27 protein-coding genes are annotated in these 21,795 nt (G+C 44.2%); 3 read left to right on the top strand and 24 right to left on the bottom strand.

Annotated elements, in window-relative coordinates; genetic code table 11:
* Window positions 1-20: 20 nt before the first annotated feature.
* The 10 genes from rnc to MKY52_RS25645 all read right to left on the bottom strand — a co-directional run bounded on the left by rnc (window position 21) and on the right by MKY52_RS25645 (window position 8,162).
* Window positions 21-725: a ribonuclease III gene (rnc, locus tag MKY52_RS25690; protein WP_042127220.1), complete on the bottom strand. Its 705-nt coding sequence runs from the start codon at window positions 723-725 to the stop codon at window positions 21-23.
* Between the two features lie 12 nt (window positions 726-737).
* Complete coding sequence (gene fabF / locus MKY52_RS25685) at window positions 738-1,976, bottom strand: beta-ketoacyl-ACP synthase II (protein ID WP_341054382.1); 1,239 nt, start codon at window positions 1,974-1,976, stop codon at window positions 738-740.
* Window positions 1,977-2,194: 218 nt separating this feature from the next.
* The gene (locus MKY52_RS25680; RefSeq protein WP_036686493.1) at window positions 2,195-2,428 is read right to left on the bottom strand and encodes an acyl carrier protein; all 234 of its coding nucleotides are present in this window, start codon (window positions 2,426-2,428) and stop codon (window positions 2,195-2,197) included.
* A 224-nt stretch (window positions 2,429-2,652) separates the two neighbouring features.
* A complete protein-coding gene (gene fabG / locus MKY52_RS25675; protein WP_042187706.1) occupies window positions 2,653-3,402 on the bottom strand; it encodes a 3-oxoacyl-[acyl-carrier-protein] reductase in 750 nt (249 codons plus the stop codon).
* A gap of 52 nt (window positions 3,403-3,454) precedes the next feature.
* Window positions 3,455-4,378: an ACP S-malonyltransferase gene (fabD, locus tag MKY52_RS25670; RefSeq protein WP_341054380.1), complete on the bottom strand. Its 924-nt coding sequence runs from the start codon at window positions 4,376-4,378 to the stop codon at window positions 3,455-3,457.
* Between the two features lie 37 nt (window positions 4,379-4,415).
* Complete coding sequence (locus tag MKY52_RS25665; RefSeq protein WP_139328492.1) at window positions 4,416-5,405, bottom strand: beta-ketoacyl-ACP synthase III; 990 nt, start codon at window positions 5,403-5,405, stop codon at window positions 4,416-4,418.
* Between the two features lie 8 nt (window positions 5,406-5,413).
* Complete coding sequence (plsX, locus tag MKY52_RS25660) at window positions 5,414-6,403, bottom strand: phosphate acyltransferase PlsX (protein WP_042187701.1); 990 nt, start codon at window positions 6,401-6,403, stop codon at window positions 5,414-5,416.
* Entirely contained in the window at window positions 6,387-6,983 is a 597-nt protein-coding gene (gene fapR, locus MKY52_RS25655) for a transcription factor FapR (protein ID WP_042127208.1), read from the bottom strand. The genes plsX and fapR overlap by 17 nt, the downstream gene beginning before the upstream one ends.
* Window positions 6,984-7,406: 423 nt before the next feature.
* Complete coding sequence (gene rpmF / locus MKY52_RS25650; protein WP_019911234.1) at window positions 7,407-7,580, bottom strand: 50S ribosomal protein L32; 174 nt, start codon at window positions 7,578-7,580, stop codon at window positions 7,407-7,409.
* 69 nt (window positions 7,581-7,649) lie between these two features.
* The gene (locus MKY52_RS25645; RefSeq protein WP_042187699.1) at window positions 7,650-8,162 is read right to left on the bottom strand and encodes a YceD family protein; all 513 of its coding nucleotides are present in this window, start codon (window positions 8,160-8,162) and stop codon (window positions 7,650-7,652) included.
* Between the two features lie 310 nt (window positions 8,163-8,472).
* Between MKY52_RS25645 and MKY52_RS25640 the strand changes: the two genes are divergently transcribed.
* Window positions 8,473-9,711, top strand: a complete 1,239-nt coding sequence (locus MKY52_RS25640; protein ID WP_341054379.1) for a nucleotidyltransferase — start codon at window positions 8,473-8,475, stop codon at window positions 9,709-9,711.
* On the opposite strand, the gene MKY52_RS25635 is transcribed toward MKY52_RS25640, so the two are convergent.
* Window positions 9,701-10,738: a SepM family pheromone-processing serine protease gene (locus MKY52_RS25635; RefSeq protein WP_341054377.1), complete on the bottom strand. Its 1,038-nt coding sequence runs from the start codon at window positions 10,736-10,738 to the stop codon at window positions 9,701-9,703. The genes MKY52_RS25640 and MKY52_RS25635 overlap by 11 nt on opposite strands.
* A gap of 152 nt (window positions 10,739-10,890) precedes the next feature.
* On the opposite strand from MKY52_RS25635, the gene MKY52_RS25630 reads away from it, so the two are divergent.
* Window positions 10,891-12,117, top strand: coding sequence for a nucleoside recognition domain-containing protein (locus MKY52_RS25630; RefSeq protein WP_341054376.1), 1,227 nt, complete (start codon window positions 10,891-10,893; stop codon window positions 12,115-12,117).
* Here MKY52_RS25630 and coaD read toward each other — a convergent pair.
* The 8 genes from coaD to MKY52_RS25590 form a co-directional block, all read right to left on the bottom strand.
* On the bottom strand, window positions 12,089-12,607 hold the full coding sequence (gene coaD / locus MKY52_RS25625) for a pantetheine-phosphate adenylyltransferase (protein WP_076282781.1): 519 nt from the start codon (window positions 12,605-12,607) through the stop codon (window positions 12,089-12,091). The genes MKY52_RS25630 and coaD overlap by 29 nt on opposite strands.
* Window positions 12,591-13,199 carry a 16S rRNA (guanine(966)-N(2))-methyltransferase RsmD gene (gene rsmD, locus MKY52_RS25620; RefSeq protein ID WP_060624086.1) on the bottom strand — a complete coding sequence of 203 codons (609 nt, stop codon included), beginning with the start codon at window positions 13,197-13,199 and terminating at the stop codon, window positions 12,591-12,593. Before rsmD ends, coaD begins: the two co-directional genes overlap by 17 nt.
* 501 nt (window positions 13,200-13,700) lie before the next feature.
* Window positions 13,701-14,156: a DUF6773 family protein gene (locus MKY52_RS25615; protein ID WP_341054373.1), complete on the bottom strand. Its 456-nt coding sequence runs from the start codon at window positions 14,154-14,156 to the stop codon at window positions 13,701-13,703.
* Window positions 14,157-14,511: 355 nt separating this feature from the next.
* On the bottom strand, window positions 14,512-14,616 hold the full coding sequence (locus MKY52_RS25610) for a sporulation protein YjcZ (protein WP_081389784.1): 105 nt from the start codon (window positions 14,614-14,616) through the stop codon (window positions 14,512-14,514).
* A gap of 119 nt (window positions 14,617-14,735) precedes the next feature.
* A complete protein-coding gene (locus MKY52_RS25605; RefSeq protein WP_076282783.1) occupies window positions 14,736-15,158 on the bottom strand; it encodes a hypothetical protein in 423 nt (140 codons plus the stop codon).
* A gap of 112 nt (window positions 15,159-15,270) precedes the next feature.
* A complete protein-coding gene (locus MKY52_RS25600) occupies window positions 15,271-15,555 on the bottom strand; it encodes a holin (RefSeq protein WP_076282784.1) in 285 nt (94 codons plus the stop codon).
* Window positions 15,556-15,575: 20 nt separating this feature from the next.
* A complete protein-coding gene (locus MKY52_RS25595) occupies window positions 15,576-16,385 on the bottom strand; it encodes a glycoside hydrolase family 73 protein (RefSeq protein ID WP_341054372.1) in 810 nt (269 codons plus the stop codon).
* Between the two features lie 579 nt (window positions 16,386-16,964).
* On the bottom strand, window positions 16,965-17,573 hold the full coding sequence (locus tag MKY52_RS25590) for a pentapeptide repeat-containing protein (RefSeq protein ID WP_341054370.1): 609 nt from the start codon (window positions 17,571-17,573) through the stop codon (window positions 16,965-16,967).
* A 122-nt stretch (window positions 17,574-17,695) separates the two neighbouring features.
* On the opposite strand from MKY52_RS25590, the gene MKY52_RS25585 reads away from it, so the two are divergent.
* Window positions 17,696-18,076 carry a PilZ domain-containing protein gene (locus tag MKY52_RS25585; protein WP_042187677.1) on the top strand — a complete coding sequence of 127 codons (381 nt, stop codon included), beginning with the start codon at window positions 17,696-17,698 and terminating at the stop codon, window positions 18,074-18,076.
* A 113-nt stretch (window positions 18,077-18,189) separates the two neighbouring features.
* Here MKY52_RS25585 and MKY52_RS25580 read toward each other — a convergent pair whose 3' ends face one another.
* Genes MKY52_RS25580 through MKY52_RS25560 form a run of 5 tightly spaced genes read right to left on the bottom strand, consistent with a single transcriptional unit; the run spans window position 18,190 to window position 21,700 of the window.
* The gene (locus tag MKY52_RS25580) at window positions 18,190-18,918 is read right to left on the bottom strand and encodes a hypothetical protein (RefSeq protein WP_341054367.1); all 729 of its coding nucleotides are present in this window, start codon (window positions 18,916-18,918) and stop codon (window positions 18,190-18,192) included.
* Window positions 18,912-19,613 carry an ABC transporter ATP-binding protein gene (locus tag MKY52_RS25575; protein ID WP_341054364.1) on the bottom strand — a complete coding sequence of 234 codons (702 nt, stop codon included), beginning with the start codon at window positions 19,611-19,613 and terminating at the stop codon, window positions 18,912-18,914. The genes MKY52_RS25580 and MKY52_RS25575 overlap by 7 nt, the downstream gene beginning before the upstream one ends.
* Window positions 19,614-19,627: 14 nt before the next feature.
* Window positions 19,628-20,002: a GntR family transcriptional regulator gene (locus MKY52_RS25570; RefSeq protein ID WP_341054362.1), complete on the bottom strand. Its 375-nt coding sequence runs from the start codon at window positions 20,000-20,002 to the stop codon at window positions 19,628-19,630.
* Window positions 20,003-20,004: 2 nt separating this feature from the next.
* Window positions 20,005-20,751, bottom strand: coding sequence for an ABC transporter permease (locus MKY52_RS25565; protein WP_341054361.1), 747 nt, complete (start codon window positions 20,749-20,751; stop codon window positions 20,005-20,007).
* The gene (locus MKY52_RS25560) at window positions 20,744-21,700 is read right to left on the bottom strand and encodes an ABC transporter ATP-binding protein (protein ID WP_341054359.1); all 957 of its coding nucleotides are present in this window, start codon (window positions 21,698-21,700) and stop codon (window positions 20,744-20,746) included. The genes MKY52_RS25565 and MKY52_RS25560 overlap by 8 nt, the downstream gene beginning before the upstream one ends.
* Between the last annotated feature and the right edge of the window lie 95 nt (window positions 21,701-21,795).

Here is a 21,795-nt window from a genome sequence, read left to right as displayed (position 1 = left end):
TTGTCCACATGATGCAAAATTCAGGCACCATCTTCTTTCAGATGCAACAGTGCAGCTGCTGCAGCCTGCTGCTCTGCTTCCTTCTTCGAGCGGCCGCTCCCTTTACCAAGTGAACGGTTAGTCATTAACACTTCAGAGACGAATTCACGCTCATGCGCAGGTCCCCGTTCTTCAATGATCCGATATTCCAACGTACCCATATTGTGCTGCTGAATTAGCTCTTGCAGTTCCGTCTTATAATCGGTCATCTGCATTTGCAGTTTCCCATCCGTCTCCACAAGTGGAAATACATGATTATCAAGAAAAGACCGTACAGTTTCCAGCCCTTGGTCAAGATAAAGCGCTCCCACGAAGGATTCGAACACATCAGCCAGCAGGGCCGGGCGAGTACGTCCGCCCGTAAGTTCTTCCCCTTTTCCCAGCAGTACATAACGGCCAAAACCTAAACTCTCAGCGAACTTAACCAGCGAAGGCTCGCATACGATAGCGGCACGTAGCTTGGTCAGTTCCCCTTCAGGTCGATCTGGCAACAGATTGTACAAATATTCAGAAACCGTCAGCTCCAGTACAGCATCCCCTAGAAATTCGAGACGCTCATTGTCCTGATGCTGATTGAAACGGTGTTCATTCACATAAGATGCATGGGTAAAGGCCTGCTTCAGAAGCACAGAATCGTGAAATTGGATTTGAAGTTGCTGTTGTAACTGCTTCAGTTCTCCTTTCACCGCGCTGTCCCCTTACTGATTATATTTTTTTAGAATAACTGTTGCGTTATGTCCCCCGAATCCAAACGAATTCGACATTACAATTTCAAGATCCGCTTTACGTGGAACATTTGGTACATAATCCAAATCACATTCCGGGTCCTGGTTGTTCAAATTAATCGTTGGAGCAATCATGCCATTTTGCAAAGAGAGTCCGCAGATAATAGCTTCTACTCCACCAGCTGCACCCAGAAGATGACCTGTCATGGATTTCGTTGAGCTAATAGCTACTTTATAGGCATGTTCGCCTAATGCTTTCTTAACAGCAGCCGTTTCTGATCGATCTCCTACAGGCGTTGAAGTACCATGTGCGTTGATGTAATCAATATCTTCAGGAGAGATACCAGCATCACGGATTGCCATCTTCATGCAGCGTGCTGCACCATCTGGATCCGGTTCAGTCATATGGTGAGCATCAGCGCTTAGACCATAGCCGATTACCTCAGCATAAATCTTCGCTCCACGTTTCTCAGCATGTTCAAGGGATTCCAGAATCAAGATCCCAGCGCCCTCTCCCATAACGAAACCATCGCGATCTACATCAAATGGCCGACTAGCCTTCTCCGGCTCATCATTACGAGTGGACATCGCTCTCATTGCACAGAATCCTGCCATTCCTGTTGGACGAATGGTCGCTTCCGAACCACCGCAGATCATAGCATCCGCGTCTCCACGTTGAATCAGACGGAATGATTCCCCAATGGAATGACTTCCTGTAGCACAGGCCGTCACTGTAGTCGTATTCGGTCCCTTTGCACCGAGGTTAATGGACAGCTGCCCAGAACCCATGTTAGCGATCATCATCGGGATAAAGAACGGGCTAACCCGTTTTGGCCCTTTTTCAAGCAACAGATTATGATTGTCTTCCCAAGTACCAAGACCACCGATACCCGAACCAACAGATACACCGATCCGTTCAGCATCGATATCTTCACCGATCTTAAGTCCACTGTCTCTCAATGCATCTTCACCAGCAGCCACTGCAAATTGTACAAAACGGTCCATTTTGCGGGCTTCCTTGCGGCCAAAAAGCGCCTCCGGATCAAAGTCTTTAACTGATGAAGCAATTTGCGTAGTGTATTCGCTGACATCAAACGCTTCAACCATCGATACACCTGATTTACCGCTCATCAGATTATCCCAGAACGTCTCCAAGTCTTTCCCCAGTGACGTAATTACGCCCATCCCGGTTACAACCACTCTATGACTCAAACACAATCACCCCATCTATAGGCTGTATACATTATATTCAGTACTTATATACTGCAAATTATTACTATATGAACAGCGATCACCGCATCATTAAAGCTTCCGCGGTTCTGTTATAATCCCTATGAAGCTGCACATGGCAACCTGTAATACAACTTTAATGCTGTATAAATGAGGAGAAGCCCCGCCCAAGTTGGAACGGGACTCTCAATCATATGACTCTAGGTATGAGATTGTATGTACTTCACAACTTCACCCACGGTCGTAATCGTCTCTGCATCTTCATCAGAGATTTCCATGTCGAATTCATCTTCCAATTCCATAACCAATTCTACTACATCAAGAGAATCAGCACCTAAATCATCTTTGAAAGACGCTTCTAATGTTACCTCAGCTTCATCGGCACCTAAGCGGTCGATGACAATGCGTTTTACACGCTCTAATACATCGGACATCCGGTTCACCTCCTCTTTTGGTATTATACGAGATATGAGGTCAAAATACCATAGACCGCAAAAAACGCTTTCCTGATCCCTCACATTTCATCTTTAAAACAGTGTAACTTCTCCCAAACATAAACGCTTTCGGCGTCCTTATAAGGACGGTAAGTGTTTATGCAAGAAATATAAGGATAAAGTATAGTGTGAAACTTATACTTTCTTATATTTTCAAAGGAGAATTACATATACATCCCGCCATCCACGTGTAGTGTCTGGCCGGTCATATAAGCGGCGCCTTCAGAAGCTAAGAAAACAACTGTCATAGCTACTTCTTCCGGACGCCCAAGGCGAGCTAGTGGAATGCCCTTCTCTAGCTCACTGCGAACCTCTTCAGAGAGCTCACGCGTCATATCTGTATCAATAAACCCAGGAGCGATACAGTTGACGGTGATGCCCCGCGAAGAAAGCTCACGAGCCGATGCCTTCGTTAAACCGATGACACCAGCCTTAGCTGCAGAGTAATTAGCCTGACCAGGGTTACCTGTCACACCCACAACCGAGGAAATATTAATGATTCGGCCATAGCGCTGTTTCATCATCGGACGTGTTGCTGCCTTAAGGCAATTAAACACACCTTTCAGATTCGTCTCAATCACTTGATCGAACTCTTCCTCTTTCATGCGCATAATCAGGTTGTCCCTAGTAATGCCGGCATTATTGACAACAATGTCAATACGTCCCCAGGTATTAAGAACCTCTTTTACAAGGCTCTCGGCCTGTTCACTATTGCCGACATCTCCACGGAGTGCAATACCCTCCGAGCCAAGCTCGACAATACGAGCCACAGTCTCCTGTGCCGCCGCTTCACTTCCAGCATAGTTCACGGCCACCTTTACACCGTGTTCTGCAAGAGCAAGCGCGATACTACGACCAATGCCACGTGAGCCGCCAGTTACAAGGGCCGTTTGGCCCCGCAATGCTGAGAACATAGTCTAATCCCCTTTCAATCATGATGCTGTTGTCAAAATGTTAAACCATTTCTTACAAAACAGTTTGGACACTTTCAAGTGTGTTAATGTTGATTACTTTGACTGTTTTATCTATTTTGCGGATCAGACCTGCCAGAACACTGCCAGAACCAATCTCAACAAAAGTGTCAACACCATCCGCAATCAACCATTCAATACTGTCTTGCCAAAGCACAGGAGAATACACCTGACGAACAAGCAGTTCGCAAATTTCTTCGGGATCTGTTACCGGTGATGCAGTGACGTTAACGATGACCGGTACATTTGGAGTGTTGAAGGTTACTTTCTTCAACTCTTCTGCCAAACGATCTGCAGCAGCTCTCATCATAGAAGAGTGAAAAGGTCCACTTACTTCTAGCGGAATTGCCCGCTTGCCGCCAGCTTCTTTAACACGCTGCACAACACCATTAACGCCTTCCTGAGATCCGGAAACAACGATCTGACCTGGACAGTTAACGTTAGCCAGTTCTACAACACCATTCTCTTCAGAGATAGTTTGGCATAATGCTGCCAGCGCTTCACGTTCTGCACCAAGCACTGCCGCCATTGCACCTTGTCCTCCTGGAACAGCTTCTTCCATGAAACGGCCTCTCAAGCGTACAAGTGTTACAGCATCTTCATATGACAACACACCCGCAGCTACTAGTGCACTGTATTCACCAAGGCTATGACCAGCAACATAATCCGGCTTCAAACCTTGTTCACGTAGAGCTTCAAGATAGGCTACGCTTGCTGTAAGAAGCGCTGGTTGCGTGTTTACCGTTTGCTTCAACTCACTGTCCGGTCCTTCAAAAATCAGCTTACTTAGTGGAAATCCGAGAACTTCATCCCCTTTCTCGAACACTGCACGGCTGTTTGGAAGAGCATCATAAACATCCTTGCCCATTCCAACTGCTTGTGCTCCCTGACCGGGAAAGACGAATGCAATTTTACTCATAAGTATGAACTCCTTCCCGTATAACGGTCTTAGCTTATTACCAGATCAATACAGATGCGCCCCAAGTCAATCCACCGCCGAATCCAACCATCAGGACGGTGTCGCCTTCTTTCATACGTCCTTCTTCCGCCGCTTCAACAAGCGCTAGTGGAATGGAGGCAGCCGAAGTATTGGCATATTTATCAACATTGATTACACATTTCTCTGGTGGCAAATCAAGACGCTGCATAGCGGATTGAATGATACGAATATTCGCTTGGTGAGGTACGAACAAATCGATATCTTCCTTACCCAGACCAGCTTTAGTAAGCACACGTTCTGTAGCTGAGCCCATTACACGAACAGCAAATTTAAAGACTTCACGGCCATTCATATAAATGAAATGCTTCTTATCTTCAACGGTTTGCTGAGAGGCAGGCAAGCGCGAACCGCCGGCTTCTAACTTAAGCAAGTTCCCTCCAGAGCCTTCAGCACCCAGATCAAAGGATTGGAAACCACGACCTTCCGGAACCTCACCAATGATAACTGCACCTGCTCCATCACCAAACAAGACACAAGTATTGCGATCTGTATAATCTGTGATGCGGGATAAAGTATCCGCACCTATAATAAGTGCATTATTGTACATTCCGTTCTGAATAAAGCCAACCGCAGTAGCTAAGCTGTATACAAAACCAGAGCAGGCTGCTGACAAGTCAAAAGCCGCAGCGCCTTTAGCACCCAGTTTATCCTGTAAAATACAGGCTGTAGAAGGGAAAGCACTATCAGGTGTTACTGTTGCAATAATAATAAGATCCAAATCTTCGGCTTTCATTCCAGCGGAATCAAGTGCCTTGAGTGCTGCTTCATACGCTAGATCAGAAGTTGCCTCGTGAGGCGCAGCAATATGTCTCTCGCGAATGCCTGTCCGACTGACGATCCACTCATCGTTAGTCTCCACTATTTTTTCCAGATCGCTATTTGTCAATATTTTCTCAGGTACATATTTCCCAGTTCCTATAATTCCAACCGGTCGCAACTGTCTCATGTCGTCACTCACTTCCCGCTAATTTCCTTGGATATACTTGGCACAAGATCGGCTTGTAGAGCAATCCGCGCTTGTCTTACCGCATTCTTAACTGCATTTCCGTCAGAAGATCCGTGGCCCTTAACTACCAATCCGCTAAGACCGAGTAGTGGTGCACCACCGTGCTCTTTGTAATCCATTTTACCCTTTAAAGCTCTAAGCTCCGGCATCAGCATAGCCGCGCCAAGCTTAGTCTTCAGAGAACGACTAAATTGCTCCTTGAGCAAAGAGAACAAAGCACCCGCCGTACCCTCAAGAGACTTTAGCAAAATATTACCGGCAAATCCATCGCAGACAAGCACATCGCAATTCCCTGTCAGTACGTCACGCGCCTCAACATTACCGATAAAATGAATGCCTGGCAAGTTCTCAAGCAGCGGATAAGCTTCTTTCGTCAGTTCGTTACCCTTTCCAGGCTCCGTCCCTACATTCAGAAGTCCCACACGCGGCTTAGCAATACCATGAACCTTGCTCCGGTAAATGCTGCCCATCAGCGCATATTGTACCAGATGTTCAGGCTTCGCATCCATGTTAGCACCAAGATCAAGAGCCAGTACGCCAACATCGTCAAGCGTTGGAATCATAGGCGCCAGTGCAGGACGTTCAATTCCCTGCATTCGACCAACTACGAGGAGTCCTGTGGTCATTAGCGCACCCGTGTTACCCGACGAAATCATAGCATCTGCTTCACCTTCACGCACCATTCGTCCAGCTACAACCATGGATGAGTCTTTTTTACGACGAACTGCCTTAACCGGCTCTTCATCAGAACCAATGACGTCTCCTGCATGACGTATTGTCAGATTAGATGGCTTGTCTTTGAGTAGTGGCTCTAATCTGGCTTCGTCACCAACGAGCACAATCTGCGTATCTTTCCATTCCGCGGCCGCGGACAACGCCCCCTCGACATTACATTCAGGAGCGTTGTCCCCGCCCATGGCATCAATGGCGATCAGCACTATGGTTACCCCCTTCACTGTGTTCATCATTTGCGGACCGATACACTATAAAATGGCCCTGAAACACTAGTTCTTCTCCGACATAGGTGAATACGTCCACCTCTGCTTTGCCACCCCTACCGGCGAGTGAGCGCACCTGTGCTTTGGCAATACACTTCTCACCTAGCTGAACTGTGCGTACAAAACGTATATCGGCTGAAGCAGTCAGAGCAATTTCATCGTTGATAACGGCAACCGCAAGCGAGTTCGCTTGAGCAAACACATAGTGACCACGAGCGATCCCATTTCTAGAGAACACATGGTCTTCGCGAATCTCAAATATCGAAATCCCACTCTTGTCCAATTGTAAATCCACAATATCTCCGATGACTTCATCCGCAGGCAAAGAGCGCACCTGATCATAGGAGTGCTCTGCCATTTGCTTCATTCGTTCACGCAGTTCCGGTATCCCCAGCTCCATTCGGTCTAACCGAATCGTCTGAATGCTAACTTTTAGCTGACGAGTCAATTCCCGATCCGTTACAAAAGGATTACCTGCGATTATATGTAGCAGCTGTTGCTGACGTTCTTTCTTGGACATCCGCTCGATTGCGGCTCACCTCCTGGCACGTGCCAAGCATAAACGCCTTCGGTGTCCTTATGGACGATAAGCGTTTAAGCGAGAAATATAAGACATCAAGTATAGGTGCATAACTTATACTTTCTTATATTTTAAAGAAAGCATTCGGCCGTTTGAATGGCCGCTGTTATATTAGGTCAAATAACCTTAAACATTATTTAGAACCAGGTACTAATATGTAGTATAAAGCATGCCGCACCAAAAATAAAGCATTGACTTCTGGGCGGCTTATGTTTGGATAAGCATAAACGCCTCAGCGTCCCTAATAGACGGTAAGCGTTTGTGCAAAAAATATAAGGATAATGTATAGCGTGAAACTTATATATTCTTATTTTTCAAAAAAAATAGTACTTCACCGATAGTGAAGTACTATTTATTCCGAAACTATTGTTTGATGATTTCTCTTGCTTTGTAAGTTCCGCAAACTTTACATACGTGGTGAGCCAATTTCAACTCTCCGCATTGTTCGCATTTCACCATGCCCGGCACAACCAACTTAAAGTGGGTGCGACGTTTGTCACGGCGTGTTTTAGACGTTCTACGTTGTGGTACTGCCATGTGTTCCACCTCCTTGTGATATTTCTGTCAGCCTGCTCCTCAGAGCAGAATGTGTTTTGTTGTAATGTTTCATTTGAAAAAGTCTTTCAACCCAGCGAGTCGAGGATCGATCACTGTGTTGTCGCAACTGCAGGTGCCTTCGTTCAAGTTCTGTCCGCATTTCTGACAAAGACCAAGACAGTCTGCCTTGCACAATACCGAATCCGGTAAGTGCAGTACGAAATTTTCTTCCACATAAGGAATAAGATCCACAACCTCATCCTTGACGTAAATGAGTTCCTCATCTTCGTCATCATCTGGAAGAACTGGCTGCTTAAGCCACTTGAAAGTCTCAGCAAAAGGAATGTTCAAATCACTTTTGACCTCCGTGAGACAACGTGAACATAACATGTCCACATCTCCACTCAGTTTTCCCACCACGTTCACACAATCGGTTCCCGCGGGCAGCGCTTTAAGGTCCACTGAGAGCGGAGCAACAGCTAGAATATCCTTGCGCCCTTTGACTACCTCGCTGACATCCACAACATCGTGAATATGTAACGGTTCGTCGGCATTCGCTAATTTGCGAAAGTGAATCTGCATAACTTATCACTCCCAAACAAACAAAATTTATTATACCTAGTATTATATACCTTTGTCAACCATTTTCCCTTTATATTGTTTCAGGAATTGGAGAGAATTATGATATAACTATTAGTGTAAATCAAAATGACAGCATATGCGAACTGAGTTTCTAAATATTAATCCTACTAATCTCTACAAGCATAAAAGACTACAGCATCTTCATAAGGACGATAAGCGTTAAAGCGTGAAATATAAGACATAAAGGATAGGTGCATATCTTATACCTTCTTATATTTTAAATAATGGTTACATACGGAGGGAAGCAGCAGTGACAACAGTTGGAATAATAGCAGAATACAATCCATTACATAACGGACACGTCCATCACTTCACCGAAGCCAAAAGACTATCTGGCGCTGAGCGCGTCATTGTCATCATGAGCGGTCCCTTTACTCAGCGCGGCGAGCCGGCGGCGGTAAGCAAGCAAGCCCGGACAGAGATGGCGCTACGAATGGGCGCCGACCTCGTCATTGAGCTGCCGGTGGCCTATGCTGTACAGCCGGCAGAATGGTTCGCCTTCGGAGCAGTTGCACTGCTGGAAGCGACCGGAGTCGTGGACAGCTTGTGCTTCGGCTCCGAAGCCGGCACTTTGGGTTCGCTGCTTCCTCTGGCCAAGTATCTGGCAGAGGAAAGCAGCGAACTTCAGAGCGAGATCCGCCGCCGCATGGCGCTCGGAGCGAGCTTCCCCGCCGCATACAGCGCAGCGGCGGCGGTGGCCTTTGAAGGAACTCTCCATGAAGAGGAAAGTCCCGGCGATGCTGGCGAGCTGCTGCGCCAGCCGAATAACAGCCTTGGCTTGCATTATCTTATCGCCTTGCAGCGGCTAAATAGCAAGATCGAGCCGCTAACCGTTCCGCGAACGGCAGCCGGATTCCATGATCCTTTGCAAGTTGGCTCATCGATCGCAAGCGCCACTGCTATTCGCAAGCTACTGCAAAAAGGCGGCTCTCCAGCAGCATACATGCCGGAATATAGCGTGTCCATATTAGAAAGAGAGCATGCAGCAGGTAGAGGTCCTCTGGAATTGGAGCATTTCCGAGGTCCCCTCCGTCACCTGCTCTCTACACGTACCGCTGCCGAGCTACGAACCATCCAAGACATGAATGAAGGCTTGGAGAATAGAATCCTTCGTATTATGCCCGATCTTGAGCAATTCTCTGTCTCGGGTTTGCTTCAAGCCCTTAAGAGCAAGCGTTATACACATACACGACTGCAACGTCTACTACTACACATTTTGCTAAATCATACAAAGGAAGAAATGACCCCTTCTGTACTAGCGGAGGGGCCCGGATATATTCGAATCCTTGGTTTTAGAGAAAGTGGACGAGCTCTCCTTAAAGAGATGAAACAAAAAGCAACCTTACCCATCGTCATGCGGCCGTCACTGTGCTCCCATCCACAACTTGAACGAGACCTTCAAGCCGCGTCTGCTTTCGCAGGAGCTTTTCGAGAACCTCACAGAACCGATATGTATCGCGATTATTTGGAACCTCCGGTCATGGTTTGACCGGTAGTTCCTCCATATACTTCAGTGCTTCATCCAGTGTCGATACGGGTACCAACTTCATAGATGTGCCGGTTTTATCAGCTTTCGTTTTGGCTTCGTCGTAATTCTTAACAGGAACGAAAAAAATCTCCGCCCCTTCTCGATCCGCTGCAACAATCTTATGCTTCACTCCACCGATAGCACCTACCACACCCTCAGCGTCGATCGTGCCCGTTCCTGCAACCCTATGACCTTTGGTTAAATCACCAGGCGTAAGCCGGTTGTAAATCTCCATAGTGAACATCAGTCCTGCAGAAGGTCCACCAACATTCGTATTCACAAAGCTGACCGCTTTGCCTTGTTCTTTAGGTTTTACCTTTTGAACTGCGGCTATAGTGACTCCAAAACCAGGTCGAACTGCAGTACCTTCTTTATCTTTGATCTCGACAAGTGTCACTTGTTCCTTTACTTCCTTACTGTTTCTTTGTAAAACAACAGCGACCTGATCACCGATTTTTTTTGTTGAAAGTAAAGCAGAAAGTGCTTCTGGATCGGGTACCTTCTGGCCTTCTACACTTATGATTCTGTCACCCGGCTGGAATTGTCCTTTATTACTGGCAACCGGAACAGAAAAAACATACAAATAATCCACAACATCCTCATACGGAATTCCTGCAGCATGATAGGCCGCCTGAACGGAGTAGGATTGCGAGCTGTTCATATAAAAAACCTGCTCCGCAGCATACTCATCTTCAGACTTATCTCCTAACCGTGTTTCTTTCCGCACAACCTCTGAATTGGAGTTAAAAACAGAGGCGACCAGCAACGCCACATTAGCGTAACTAGCGGATACTGTAGTCATCATGAAGGTTCCTTCTTCAGCTGGATCAGCATTTTCCACTTTAATCATAGGGGCAACTTCAGATGCACTACCCGGTTGATATACAATGTACGGGGTGTTCATAAAAACAAATACATACACGATAACTACGAACGTAAAGAGGTAAGCTGTGGCACGGAATCCCGGCCGATGCTTCAACTGCTTCACTACTCTTCCCTTCTTTCCCACGGCACATTTAGGATATGAATGTTTGAACTTCATTACCGCTTCGACTAGTGGTTTGGCATGATGGTTGTCTACTCTGCATAAATTGATAACACATCCGCTATGCCTTAAGTTATGAAGAGGTGATTCTAGAAATGAACAATATTAAAATACGCCGGCTAGCTAGTCGCTCCACCCCTTTTTTATCTGGGGTGATCGCAATCCTGTTAGCCATTGCAATCATCATCTCACCAGAAAGCTCTTTTGAGGCTTCTCTCCAAGGGTTAAAGCTCTGGTGGACACTCGTATTCCCTGCACTTCTACCCTTCTTGATGCTGTCTGAGATGCTAACCGCTTCGGGCTTCGTGCATGGTTTCGGAGTGCTCCTGGAACCATTGATGAAAAAGGTCTTTCGACTGCCTGGTGCGAGTGGTTGGACTTTGGCGCTTGGAATCACTGCTGGATTCCCCGGCGGGGCTGGAGGTGTAATGCAGCTTCATAAGCAGGGCAGCATTTCGGACAAGGAAGCCGCTCGTCTTGCTTCACTTACGCATTTCGCCAGTCCAGTAACCCTGCTCATTGTGATTGGTGTAGCTTTCCTACATAGTCCTACAGCAGGTTACTTTCTACTTGCTATCCACTGGGTTTCAGGACTTTTGGCCAGTTATACAGACGCTCTTTTAAATGGCCGGCTAGACAATCCGCAGCCTTCTGTAAAAGAAAGCACGAATACCAAACGACCTTCTTTATATAGTCGTGTCCAACTTGCAGCCACTGAAGCCAGATCAAGAGATGGCCGAAGCTTCGGTAGACTTCTTGGGGAGTCAGTAGCTACAGCGGTACAAAATTTGATGGTTGTGGGCGGTTACATGATTATGTTCGCCGTGGTCATCAATATCATTACTACGGTACTTCCTGCATTGCCAGCCGCTCTGCCAGCGAGCTTGCTCGAGATTCATTTAGGAGCCGACGCTATAAGCAAAGGGCTCTCGAGCATCGGAGCCGGAGCATCAGGTGTACTAGGCTTAGCCTTGCTCTCTGCTGCACTAGGCTGGAGCGGGCTCTGCGCGCAGCTACAGGTGTTGACGTTGCTTAAACAAGCAAATGTACGATTCCTCCCCTATGCTGTCGTTCGCCTGATGCATGGCGTTTATGCTTTTTTATTAACACTGCTACTATGGAAACCACTTTTAGTAATAAGTGAGCCTGCCTTGCCTGCGCTCGCTGATTCACAATCCATACCAAACAGAACCATTAATGTAACTGCCATATGGAGCTCTTTTCCACAGTTGCTTAGTTTGCAATCGCTTCTGCTAATCATCCTATTGGCATTATCCGCAACGATATATCTCGTTAGCGCTTTTCGCCATCGGCTCGATTAAATTTAAGCTTCATCGCCTGTTCCACCTCAGGCGTCACGAAGTCAGACACATTCCCGCCAAAATGGGCAATTTCTTTTACAACGCTGGAGCTTAAATAGGAATATTTCGGATTAGTCATCATAAAGATCGTTTCCGCATCCGGATCCAGACTATGGTTGATGGATGCGTTTTGCAGTTCATATTCAAAGTCAGTTACGGTACGAATACCACGTACAATGACTTGAGCATCTTTTTGACGAACATAATTGACTAATAGATCCCTAAAGCTGTCGATTTCCACATTGGGAATATCAGCTGTCGCCTGTCTTAAAAGCTCTGTCCGCTCTTCTACAGTAAACAGCGGGTTCTTACTCAAATTATTAAGCACCGTTACGATTAAACGGTCGAATTGCTTGGATGCGCGCCGAATAATATCCATATGTCCCATAGTCACGGGATCAAAAGTGCCTGGATAAATGGCAACACGTTCTTTTCTAATTTGCTGACTCATTCTCTACCTCCTCACCAGTCTCGCTTTCCACAGAAGGATTAGCTTCATACTGATAAATAGAAATTGTCGTTTCTCCGTATACGGCCTGACGCAGCCTATAAAATCCTGGGATATCCTCAGGATAGGCATAACTTGATTCATGCTCCAGAACAATGATTGCGTCCTCTTGCAGCATTCCTTTTTCTACCATAGACAGCATCAGCTCATCACCGTGCTTCAATCGGTAGGGAGGATCTAGAAAGACTAAATCAAAAACACGTCCACGCTTCTCCAATGCACTCAGCGCTCTTCCTGCTTCATTTCGGTACACTTGCGCACTCGCTTCAAGATTTGTCGCTTTCAAATTGGCACGAATGGTGTCAATACTCTTGGGATCCATATCTACAAATACGGCACTTTCCATCCCTCTGCTTAAAGCTTCGATACCCAAACCACCTGTACCTGCGAACAAATCCAGTACCGCTCCACCTTCAAAATATGGACCGATCATACTGAATACAGCTTCCTTCACCTTATCGGTTGTAGGTCTTGTTCCACTTCCCGGCACACTTTTTAGTGGTCTTCCTTTTGCACTTCCCGATACCACTCTCACCGTCAATCACCCGCTCTATGTCTCTGTTTGTTATACCCAAAAGGGCATAAGTCCACGCCTATCGTAACACATTTGCGCGATGAAATAAAAAATTTGTCTAGATATGAAAAATGGAAAGATCAAGACTATTCTGATAAATAAGTCTTCCTTATGTATAAGACTGGGCTTCCAGGGACATCATGTAATTATCGACACCACAAATGTCGTAGACAACCGCGGAGCAGGCTTACGTTTCCCCATAAGCTCTTCGTCCGGTTTCTCCTCTCCCATGAAAGGGGCCCTAGAGATAGGGCCCCGAATTTATGTTTAAAGACATTAAAAGTTATTATTATATATGGAATAACCAATACAAAATTACTAGTTTCGGACATTGAAAGACACCCGCCGACCCCTTAAGGTTGACGGGTTCGCTTAATGTTGTCCTGTCTGGAACCCATTAGATCGTAGGTTCGTTGGTTTGATTCCTCGCAATCTTTAGAATCTATTAAACATCCGCGCATTTCATTCAACTGTGTCATCACTACCTAATTCATTATCGATTTGCTGTTGTCTTTTTTTATTTATATTCCGTAACACTAGGTGTGTAAGAAAATAAACAATTATAAAAGATACAAAGATTAAAATAATGCTCCATACATTTCTTTCTCCCGCCAAAAAAATAAGCAACGATACACAAATCCCACCTGAAATAATGCTGTTTAGGAGCAGTCTTTTGTTTGTGTGACTTTTGGAATCCCAAATATCAACACCATCAGACAAGTGCCGTATAGTTATATATATTCCAATACCAATCAAACAGAAAACCTCGACTGCAAATTGTGCAAATGGAGCATTCATTATGAATTGTTGAATCAGAATTAATATTAGCAAACAATACACTAATATTTGATAAGCATCACTTTGAATTTTTCTTCTTTGAGACACTATTCGTTCATCATTCATTTTGCTGTTCTTCATTATTATCACTCCCTATAATCCGAATTATAATATATTTATTACATAATGCAATTTATATATTGCATTTAAATGTGACTAAAAAGCAAACATGAGCAATAAGTTTGCTAAAAAGTATATCAAACATAAAAGGACCGCCTTTAGGAACGATATATAGCTCCTTCTCCACTGGACTATTCTCATATAGAGCATGTACCATATAAAAAAAATCCCAATTGTTACGACAATGATTAATAGTATAAAACGGATGAAAGATTGGTATCTTTTTGACTGTTATTTAATGTAGCCTAAATCGGCATAACACCATAAAAAAAGCCTACTTCCAGCATAAATGCCAGAAGCAGACTTTTTTATATATCTAGAATATGCATGCGCTCGTAATAATTACTAACAAGATGAATAATACTAAGATTGCTCCTGTAGAAGTAAAAGCACCACCAACATGACCAAATTCAGCTCCCATGTGAAGACCTCCTCCGTATTTTAGAATACACCACAGGATATGTATTAACCCCATTAAAAGATTGGGCGAACGGTTAAAAATAAAACCCCGCCAATTGCGCGAGGTTAGTGTAAAGATGTCTAATCAGAAACTAATATTCCGTCAAAGCTTTCTGGACCCACACGTACTGTTCCAAGAAGACTAGAAGAAACAAATGCTGTATAAGTGAGTTGAGGTGTGATTGCAGGTAAGAAGTCTGCTGCCGAGAAGGTTATCACTTGCGGTGCCAGTATACTAAGGCCAAAAGTTGAAGTAGCAGAATACACTTTCGGATCCGTAGGCAAAGTTCCTCTTACAATCGTAACTGTAATACCCACCAATGACAGCGGTAGAGTAACAGATATCGTCCCTTTTAGCAGCACACGCGGGTTCGTAGTCACTCCTGCAGTTATCAAACCAATTTGTCCAAACAACTGTGGCGTGTTAATTGCTGTAATCGGGATAGCTATCGAATTGGCGAGACTGGCATTTTGTGATGTTCTAGCGTCAAGATAGGTTCCCATAGTTACACCTCCTTTTTCTTTTCATACCATAATATATTAGTCATCTTGATAGAATGCGCGGTCATTTTACCAGTGAGAAAGGATTGATTTTAAAAAAATGAATACGACAGAATCATTTATCGTCTGTTTTAGTTCCATCCCTTTTGTTAAAAGCAAGCTCGAATAACCCCGTCGCAGAAAGTCCTGCTAGCCCTCCAGCCCATAGCCGCAGGATCAGATTCATATCAGTGAACGGATAGGCCACTGCTCCAACCAGCAAGCCAATAGCTAATCCAACAACCGGTACAATATTCCGCGGAAGTTGCACGCTATTCTTCACAAGTTGTACAAGTGCCATTACAAAAACAGCCAGCACGGAAGCAAAGGCAAGCACACTGTTGAGAGCATCATTATACATGGTGTTTAATCCTCCTTATTTCATTTTCCACTACCAGGAGCAAGTAAGCCTGCACGGTTCAGCACTGTTATTATGCGATAGAAGTCATAACTGCCACCTGACGGTGTATCCAGCAGCCCTGCAGCACTCGCTGCTTTTACTGCCGCTTCAGCCCATGGGGGTACATTCATCACTGCTCGGCCTTCGATTAAAGTCACACGATCCGAAAGCTTAGTAATCGACTGGCCTTGTTCCTGCATACCTGTTTTTAGCGTATCCTTGCTATCCGTAAGGCTCACAATAAGGGCACGCAATTCCTTTATTTCCGTTTCCAGACTAGCCAGCCTTTGTTTATCCTCTGCCGACATTTCGTCATCACCTTCCTTGGCTTCATCATCATATTTATACAGATTGTAAGTATTCATGATTTGGATTAACTTAGCAGCATAGTTTGGGTCGGTAGCATAGCCAGCGGCAGCAATCTCTTGTGCGGCTACCTTGCCACTAGCACCAAGTACCTTGCTGTAAAGATTATGATTCCACGAAACACCATTCACAATCAACGCGGAATGATCCGCGACAGATTCTCCCCAGTTGTTATAGGCCCGAAAAAGAGCTTCTACTCTAACAGCTTTACCATTAACATATTCAGTAGTTTGCACAGTAATACTACCGACTGGTCCGCTACCTTTAATCCCAAACAAATTGTTGGCCTTAACAGTCAATCCGCTGCTGCCAAAGCCCGATTCCAGCGCCGCTTGAGCTATCGTTAGCGATGCCGGAACCTTGCTGATCTGCATGTCCTTCACAGCAAAATTTGCGATCTTCGCAATAAACTCGGACTCCGTCATTTCATCACTTCCTCTCCTTTTATTAAATGCTGAGCATACTGAAATGCTTGTGCATATCCCTACTAATAGAGCGTCGTTGCTAGATTCCATTCAAAATAAACGTCAAAACACGCGCCCAAAGAGCGCGTGTTATTATTTGATAATTCGAATGTGAAATAAGTAATTGAAAAGAAATAAATGAAGCATGCAACTCACATAGGGCTATTGGTCCTGCTCACATGAGCAATTTTCTTCTCGTAGATTCATAATATGTAATTATAAGTAAAATTGTCTTGAAGTTTCATTAAAACTAGCGTAACATATAGTATTAATTGACTATATAGGAGGGTCTAATAGACTATGCCTTCATATTACTTTAGAGAACTATGGACACCCTTACGCTGGGTAGGCATTAAATTTTTCCGTGATGACGAAAGTTTTCTTTGGATTAAATGGTGGGCCAAACCCAGAAAAAGACTGCGTTAACCGTTAAGCAAGCAAATATACATAAGAAGTTTCATACAATGTGCATATGTATTTCTTGATAACAATCTAAAGGGGCATCAACCGCTACAACATTAGCAGCTGATGCCCCTATTCCTAGTTTCCTACCTTAGCCCCAAAAGAACGTGCTAACAGTACAGCCTGATCTATATCCATACGAACACCTTGCAGATCCAAACTTTTCAAATCAATTCCATCAACTATAGCATCCCGTAGGTCAGCCCCCTTAAGCTTGCATTGAGACAGCTGGACACGGCTCAGATCAGCCCCTCGAAGATCACTTTTTTGCAAATTACAACCCATGAGATCGGCCTCAGTAAATCGAATCCCGCGCAGATCCTGTCTGCTAAGATTGGTATGTCTCAGGTTCGTGTAGGACCAGTCCCCGCCGATAAGTGTGATCCCGTCCAAATAAGCATTTGAGAAATCAGACCCTACCATTTTACAATCTTCAAATTTCGATACGAACAGATTCGCACCCGTGAACTTACAGTTAGTAAAAGCCGAGCCTTTATGATGTGATGCATTGAGCATGGCTCCAGTAAAATCGCAATCTATAAATCGGCAGCCGATGGAAGTCATCTCTTCCATAGAGCTTCCCTTGAAGGAACACTGCTCAAATGTACAGTTATTTAGTTCCCCGTCCTGTAGACTTCCTTGGTCAAAATTGTGTTTTTGGAACGTTTCATTAAGGTATTGGTACATGTTAAGTCTCATCACCTTCAATAGGATTAAATAATTTATTCTTATTAAAAATAGCACTTTAGTAGATTGTTCTCAACAATCTCTTTCGATATAATTGCAAATAAACGATATGGAGGGAAATTATGGATGTGTCCAGCAGGAAAGAACCATTTCGCTATGTAATGAACCAGCCGCTTGAATGCTGGATTGAAGTTCCAATAAGTAGTAGCGGTCCGGGTGCCGGAAAGCTAACAGAAGCTGTGTTGCTCGATCTTAGCCGATCTGGCTGCAAAGTGCGTACCCCCCTGAATCTTCGATTCACGGCGGGCGATACAAAGCTAGTGATTCATCTTCAATTAAACGAAGAAAAGCTTCAACTCGTGGGCAGCGTCCGTTGGGGCTGGATGTTCGGACTCGGCCAATACCAATATGGAGTTAAACTTAAATTGAACGAGGACGAAGAAGAACAGCTACATAGAGAACTCGATATATGGACAGCCTCTCTAAATGTAGAGGGCCTGTAGAATTCTACATAACAGATGCCCTTCTCATGGAAAGGCGTCTTTTTTTTGCATAAAAACGAAGACAAAGCTAATCGCTCTGCCTCCGTTCTAAAAAACGCTATTTCACCATGTGCCTAGGACTCCACTCTTTTTTTAACGAGCTTAACAATAGCAAATACTAGTATCGCAATAATCACAACTTCGAACAGGGTAGGAAGTAAGCCTAGAACATACTGAGAGATCTCAATATTATTTAATTTATCAGCCTCATCCGACACTTCAAATCGAAAAGCTCTTTCCAAAGTGATATTTTTATGATCGAACATCGATGTTTCTAATAAAGAAATTATATACTGTATTACAAAAAAAACGGCTATCCCAATCCATACTCTTCCTTTCACTCTCACACTCATTGCAACGGTCATGGAGAACATCACGAGCAACATAGAGTAGGCGGAAGCCCAAAAGACTATTAGCACTGTATATGCGGAAATCTGCCAAAATTTTTCCGGTAAAAACGAAGTTGAAAACATCATAATATCTACTGCTAAATGAATATAAGCGACTAGAAATAAACCGAGTAACGACCCTAAAAACAGCATTACCGGTGAGAGAACGGTATACAGGACTGGTACTGGCACAAGCCTCCGATTGAATAATCTCAGGTTCTGACCGAAGGTGCGCAGACTAAAAAAGAGAAGCACTACACCTGCTACGGCATAGGAAGTGATGTTCATCAAGAACATATCTTGATCTGATTGAACAGTAAATCCTATCACAAACTGCACAAGAATGGTGATTACAAAAACAGCAAGAAACTTATCCCTATCTCGTCTAAAATCATACTTCACTAGCTTTAGCATTCTGCGTACACCTCTCTGAACAATTCGTCTATGCTTTTACCTTGGCGCAGCCGGATATCTTCTACCGCCGTATGCATCACAATTTCTCCCTCTTTTATAAAAATCACATCATCAAAGATCCGCTCGATATCCGATACTAAATGAGTAGAAAGGAGAATGGTGCTGTCCTCTTCATAAAACTCTACTAACGCATTAAGAATTTTAGTTCTAGCTACTGGATCAACACCACCAATTGGCTCATCCAGTAAATACAGGCTAGCTCGGCGTGATAAAGCAAGTGTAAGCTGTAGACGTTCATTCATCCCTTTGGACAAATCCTTCACCTTATCTTGAGCTCTTAGCTTCATAAACTCCAACATTCGAGAAGCCTTAGTCTGATCAAAATCCGGATAGAAATCACTTTGGAACTTTAGAGCATCCTTAACATTCATCCAGGATTCTGTAAGCGGCTTATCGGGCATAAATGACACTACTGCTTTACTATCTATGCCTACAGCCCCTCCAATAATGGATACACGACCAGAAGTAGGCTGTGTCAGCCCGGCGATGATTTTCATAAGTGTACTTTTACCGCTGCCGTTACTGCCCAGCAGTCCCGTGATTTTACCCGCACTCAGATTAAAGGATACTCCGCGGAGGGCGTGCTTGGATCTATATTTTTTTGTAACGTCATGAATCTCAAGTATATTTTCCAACTTGCTTCCCCCCCTTATTCTCCATCCTTGTTTCGGATACTCTCTGCAACTGCCGCTAAAATATCTTCACCTTGAAAACCAAGGTCCTGCATGCCACGAATGAAACGATCCAGTACATCCTTTGCCATTTCTTTTTTGATGGTGAAAATAGTTCCTTCATTACTAGTGACGTATCTTCCCATTCCACGCCGGGTCTCCACGATTTCTTCACGCTCCAGTTCCTGAAAGGTTCTTTGTACTGTATTCGGATTAATCTGCAGTTCATTGGCAAGCTCTCGTACCGAGAGAATTTTATCTCCTGGTTTTAACTTACCTGTGACGATTTCTCCTTTGATATAATTCATGATCTGAATATAAATCGGCAGGTTGTTATCGAATTCGATTGTCATGATTAAGCAACATCCCTTCGTCTAAAGACGGAGAAGCCTATGAGTAGAAAGACAGCTGTGTATAAAACTAGCATTACTATGGAAAAGGTCAGCGTCATTCCAGGCATAGGTGCTCCTCCACCTTCATAAGCAGCTAAATTTAGGTTGGGGAATAATACATATTTATAAAATTCACGAAAAATAACCAATTTGTCTATCATCAGCATAAACATTGTAGCACCAATTGTAACACCCGTAGATGTTGTCAAAATCCCGATCATAAAAGCAAGTGTTGTATATACAACTGTACTAACTGAGTTATACATTATACTGGTTAACATCTCACGAATACCAGCCTCACCACCACTCAAGCCAAACCATAAAGCTCCTGATGCAAAAACCGCCAACATGCCGACCACTGCCACTGAGAACGCGTAAATCAACACAACAGCATATTTGGACGCAAGTATTGCTGTACGACTTCTCGCACGGATTAGAAGGAATTTGATGGTGCCCTGACTATATTCTTTTGAGACAATACCCGCTGTTCCGATGATTGCGAGAATGGTAATCACTTGCCCAATCCCTTGTGAAAGCAGCATCATTGCTGAAAAGTCATAAGCTGATCCAAACATATCAGGTGAGGCAGAATGAACAATATAACCTAATAGCAGGGATAATAGAATTAATATCAGGTAAGGTACAAAAAACGTACGTTTCTTCGAGAGCTTGAGCCATTCATTAACAACCAAATTATTAAAGCTACGCAATTCGGTTCCCTCCTGTCCATTTCAAGAAATCTTCCTCTAAGCTTTGTTTATTCTCTGCAATCCGGTAAATACCTACCCCTTTATTACTAAAAGTCGACACTAGTTCCGGTACTTTACTGTCATGCAGATTTATCGTCACCTCAGAACGAGCACTATCCATAGACAATAACTCTGCGTATTCTAGTCCTTCCAAGATGTTAATTGCTGATTCTACTGATCCTACACGAATGGTTAGTTTCACATCTGAAGCTGTCTCCTGCTCCCCACCAATCGCTGTAACGGTCACCAATTTGCCGTTCTGAATCACGATGGCCCGGTGACAAATTTGTTCAATTTCAGTCAGTAAGTGGCTGGATATTAGAATAGAAATCCCTTCAACCTCAGCAATCCTACGCATATAATCACGCATTTCTCGTATGCCTGCTGGGTCAAGGCCGTTCGTAGGTTCATCTAGAATCAATAACTTTGGTCGGTTCAGTAACGCCTGAGCAATCCCAAGACGTTGACGCATACCCAGCGAATAGGCCTTCACTTTCTTATTCATCGCTTCCTGAAGTCCTACCAATTCCACAACCTCATTAATTCTTCCAGCCTCAATATTATCTGTCATTCTCTGGTATTGCTTTAGATTATCAAGCCCTGTCATATACGGATAGAACTCTGGATTTTCAATAATCGCTCCAATATGTCCAATAGCTTTATTAAAATCATTCTTCACACTGTGTCCTTGAACGATCACATCGCCTTCACTCATCCGTATAAGACCCGTCATCATCCGGATCGTTGTTGTCTTCCCTGCACCATTGGGTCCCAATAGCCCAACAATTTCTCCCTTACGGATATCAAATGTCAGCTTATCCACAATGGATTTCCCTTTAATGATCTTGCTTACCCCATTCATTTGCAGCACGATTGAATCCTGCATGCGTTCGTTACTTCCCTGCTTCATGGTAATCCTCCCTGCCATCTTTTTATTATTGATGAATTCATTTTAATGTGTCGGTGTTATAGTTGAATAGTACACTAATATATTGTTGATGTAAA

It is taken from the genome of Paenibacillus sp. FSL P4-0184, assembly GCF_038004625.1.
Taxonomy (GTDB): domain Bacteria; phylum Bacillota; class Bacilli; order Paenibacillales; family Paenibacillaceae; genus Paenibacillus_AQ.
Note: the sequence above shows the minus strand (reverse complement) of the source record. Positions and strands in the feature narration are given on the sequence as shown.